The sequence below is a fragment of the Limnohabitans sp. 2KL-3 genome (assembly GCF_001269405.1).
GTDB lineage: Bacteria > Pseudomonadota > Gammaproteobacteria > Burkholderiales > Burkholderiaceae_C > Limnohabitans_A.
In genome coordinates this window covers 1-4,044 of record NZ_CXON01000047.1, presented here as the reverse complement: position 1 = coordinate 4,044, position 4,044 = coordinate 1, and the positions used below count along the sequence as shown (strand labels likewise).

The following is a 4,044-nucleotide window of genomic DNA, read 5'->3' as shown; positions in this document are numbered from 1 at the left end:
ATGGGTGCGGGTGCCGCCGATGGACGCGGCGCTGCCGCTGTCGGTGTTGCCGTTGACGGTGACGGTGATGGTTTGGGAGGCCGTGCCGTCTTGGCTGGTCACGCGCAAGGTGTCGGTGACTTGCTGGCCAGTGCTCAGGGCTTGCGTGGCGGGTTTGCTGTTGTCCAGGGTGTAGAGCCAGGTGCCGGTGGTGGTGTTGAGCGTGAAGTTGCCATAGGTACCGGCCAGGCTGGCGGTGGTGGGCGTGCTCAAGAAGGCTTGGCCGGTGTCCACATCGCTCACGGTGAGGGTGCCGCTGGCGGTGGTGGCAGGAGCGTCTTCGGTGACGGTGCCGGTGCTGGTGCCCGCAATGGCCGCGCCGTCGTTGGTGCCGGTGACGGTGACCAAGAGGTCTTTGGCCACGCTGCCATCTTTGCTGGCCACGGTGAGTTTGTCGGTGACTTGCTGGCCTGCGTTCAGGGCCTGGGTGGCCGCTTTGCTGTTGTCCAGGGTGTAGCTCCAAGCGCCTGTGGTGGCGTTGAGCGTGAAGGTGCCGTAAGTGCCGGCCAGGCTGGTGGGCGTTTGCAGCACGTTGTCGGCGCTGTTGGCAGCGCCGGTGACCACCAAGACGCCTGCAACCTGCGAGGTGCTGTCTTCGATCACAGCGCCGGTGTTGGTGCCACCAATGACGGTGCCACTGACAGCGCCCTCGGCCGCGCCCGTGACGGTGACCACAATGTCTTGTGTGGTGCTGCCGTCTTGGCTGGTGACCGTGAGTTTGTCGGTGACTTGTTGGCCTTGGGTCAGGGCTTGCGTGGCCGCTTTGCTGTTGTCCAGCGTGTAGACCCAAGCGCCGGTGGCGGTGTTGAGCGTGAAGTTGCCATAAGTGCCCGCCAGGCTGGCTGGCGTTTGCAAGGCGGCTTGGCCGGTGTCCACATCCGTCACGGTGAGGGTGCCGCTGGTGGTGGTGGCAGGGGCGTCTTCGCTCACGCCGCCCGTGGTCTGGCCGGTGATGAGGGCTTTGTCGTTGACGCCGGTGATGGCGATGACGATGTCTTTGACAGCGCTGCCGTCTTGGCTGGTGACGCTGAGTTTGTCGCTCACTTGCTGGCCAGCGGTGAGCGCTTGCGTGGCCGCTTTGCCGTTGTCCAGCGTGTAGGTCCAAGCGCCGGTGGTGGTGTCCAGGGTGAAGTTGCCATACTGGCCGGCCAAGCTGGTGGGGGCCTTGAGCACGTTGTCGGCGCTGTTGGCCGCACCGGTGACGGTGAGCGTGCCCGCCGCTTGGGCGCTGCTGTCTTCGATGGCGGTGCCGGTGCTGGTGCCGCCAATGGCTGCGCCCGTGCCGCCTTGGTTGCTCAAGGCGTAGTCTTGCACCGCGCTGGCGGTGACTTTGCCGGTGGGGGTGGTGGCGGACACGCTGGCCTCGACTTTGGTGTCGCGGTCAGCGACCAAGTCGGTGGTGGGCACGTTGATGCTGTAGGTGCCTTGGGCGTTGACGGTGCCCGTAAAGGGCTTGTCGTTGACGGTCAGGGTGACGGTGTCGCCTGCGGCAAACACGCCCGAGACGCGGCCAGTGACGGCGGTGTTGGCCACGCTGGCCTCGGCGGGGGTGATGAGGTTGTCGGTGGTGACGGGGTCCACCACCAAGGATGTGCCCGTGCCTGCAGCGCCCTCCACCGTGTAGGTCTGGCTGTTGTCCACCGTGCTGACTTGGCCGGTGGCGGGGTCTTTGACGGCCACGCTGACCTCGACTTTTTTGTCGGCATCGGCCTTGAGCTCGGTCATGGGGACCACTTGGCTGTAGCTGCCGTTGGCCGCCACGATGGTGGTGTAGGTCTGGGTGCCCACGCGGATGGTGACGATGTCGCCGGGCGTGAAGGCGCCGCTGACGCGGCCCGTCAGGGTGAGGCTGGCTTGGGCGCCCTCGGCGGCGCTGATCAGGTTGTCGCCGCTGAGGGGGTCCAGCGCCACCGCCGCTTTGGCCTGGGCCGAGCCCAGGCTCAGGGCCACGCTGTTGTTGGCGTCCGCGCCGTCTTGGTTGGCATTGCCCGCAGCGTCGCTCAATTGGTTGCTGCCCACGCTGATCTTGGCGCTGGTGGCGCCCGCCGTGGGCGTGAAGGTGGCGGTGTAGACCAGCGGGTTGGCCGCGCTCTTGAGCAAGGCGCTCAAGGTGCCGCCCGTGGTGGTGATGTCACCGGCCACAAAGTCAGCGCTGGCTTCGCTGAGCGTGAAGGTGATCGCAGCGGTCTCGGCACTGCCCAGGGCAATCTTGTCGGTGGTGATGGCGATCTGGGGGGCGATGGTGTCCACCGTGATCTCAAAGGCCGGGCTGACGTTGGCGACGCCGTTGGTGGTGGACTCGGCGGTGAAGCTGTGCTTGCCCTCAGCCAAATCGGCAGGCGGGGTGAAGGACCAGTTGCCGTTGGCATCGGCCGTGGCAGAGCCAATGACAACGCCGCCGTCTTTGATGGTGATGACCGTGCCCGCAGGCGCTTGGCCCGTCAGCGTGGGGGTCTTGTCGTTGGTGCTGGCCCCGTTGGCCAGCGCCTCGGTGCCATTGCCCGGGTTGCCCGCGTTGTCGGTGACGCTGCCAATGGTGGTGTTGGAGGTGGTGGCGGTGGTGCCACCGGCAGCAGCGGCGGCAGCGCCCGCGCCCGCCAGCCCCAAAGCGGCCAGCAAGGGGTTAAAGGCCAGCACACCCACGGCAGCGCCCGAGCCCACGACTTCTGCACCGCCCAGCGCCACACTGACCGTTTGGCCCCCGTCGGCCAGCTGCGGGATCAGGCCTTTGACGTCCGGGTCCTCGGGGATGTATTCGTAGAAGTTGCCGTTTTCTGCTTGGCCCACCACGCCGTTGTAGCCCTCGGGCATGACCTCGTAGTAGTCCTCGATGATGATGTCCGCTTCGGTGCTGTTTTCTAGCAAGATGTGCAGGTTCTTGCCCACACGCTTGACTTTGACGTATTCGGGCGCGGCTTCTTTGTTCTTGTCGAGCTCTTGCAGCTGGTACTTGGCCCCGGCTTTGGCCGCAATGCGCAGGGGCTGGCCTTTGGCGCCTTGCCCTTGTGTGACGTCCAGGCTCTGGTTGCTTTGTGCGTTGCCGGTGTTGACGAGGACTTTGAATTGCTTGGCCATGGTGTGTGCTCTCAGTGAATTGGGGTGTGAATTCGGGGTGGGAATTCAGGGATGAATCTGGGGGGTGAAGCTGGGGAATGAATCAGGGGTGAAGGGGCTTATTTGCCCCCGCCGTCCACGCGGCGCTGGCCCACCACCTCAACCACCACGCGGCGGTTGGGCTGGTTGCAGGCGATGGCGCTGGCCGAGGCGACCGAGCCGCACGAGCGCTCGACCAACTGGCGCGAGCCCCGTCCCTCGGAGGTGATGCGCGCGGAGATCTGGCTGACGCGCTCGATGTAGCGGCGCACCGTGTCGGCCCGCTCAGCGGACAAACGCTGGTTGCCCGCAGGCGAGCCCAGCGGGTCGGCGTGGCCAATGACGTGGATGTGGTTGATGTAGGTGTAGTCGCTGCGAATGCGCAAGACCAGTTGGTCGATCACGGCCAAGCCTTGGCTGGTCATGCCCGCCGCATCGGAGCGGCCAAAGGCAAACAAGGCATCGCCCGACAAGGCAAACTGCTGGGGCATGGCGGGCACCATGACGGGAGCGGCCACAGGGGCGGGTGCGGAAGCGGGTGCCGAGAGGCAGTCCTGGGCCTTGGTCACGCGCGAGACGGTGTGCATTTGCAAGCGCACACTGGCCATCTCTTGCAGCGCCTGGGCCGCGGGCACGGGCTTGAGCACGGGGCGGCCCGCGTCTTCGTAGACGGCAAAGTACTGGCTTTGCGCGGCCAGCAAGCGCGTGGCGGTCAAGCTGTCGTAGTTGTCTTTGGCCGTGCGGCCCACACGCACTTGGCGAGCACCAATCTCCACCGCCCCGGGCTCGGTGCACAGCTGGCTGTAGCCACCGGCAACCAAGGAGGTGTGGTACTGGCCATTGACAAACACGCCCGTGGCGCCTTTGAGGCCTGCGCTGTCACTGGCGCGGTAGACCAAGATGCGGCTTTGG

Annotated in this window: 2 protein-coding genes; both read right to left on the bottom strand. The window is 65.9% G+C overall.

Annotation, left to right across the window (positions count from 1 at the left end; genetic code table 11):
- Nucleotides 1-3,114, bottom strand: a 3,114-nt coding sequence (locus AMM41_RS21450; protein WP_194944942.1) for a VCBS domain-containing protein, incomplete at its 3' end; no start/stop codon positions are given.
- 98 nt (nt 3,115-3,212) lie between these two features.
- The coding region (locus AMM41_RS21445) for an OmpA family protein (protein ID WP_089963966.1) at nt 3,213-4,044 on the bottom strand (832 nt) is incomplete at its 5' end.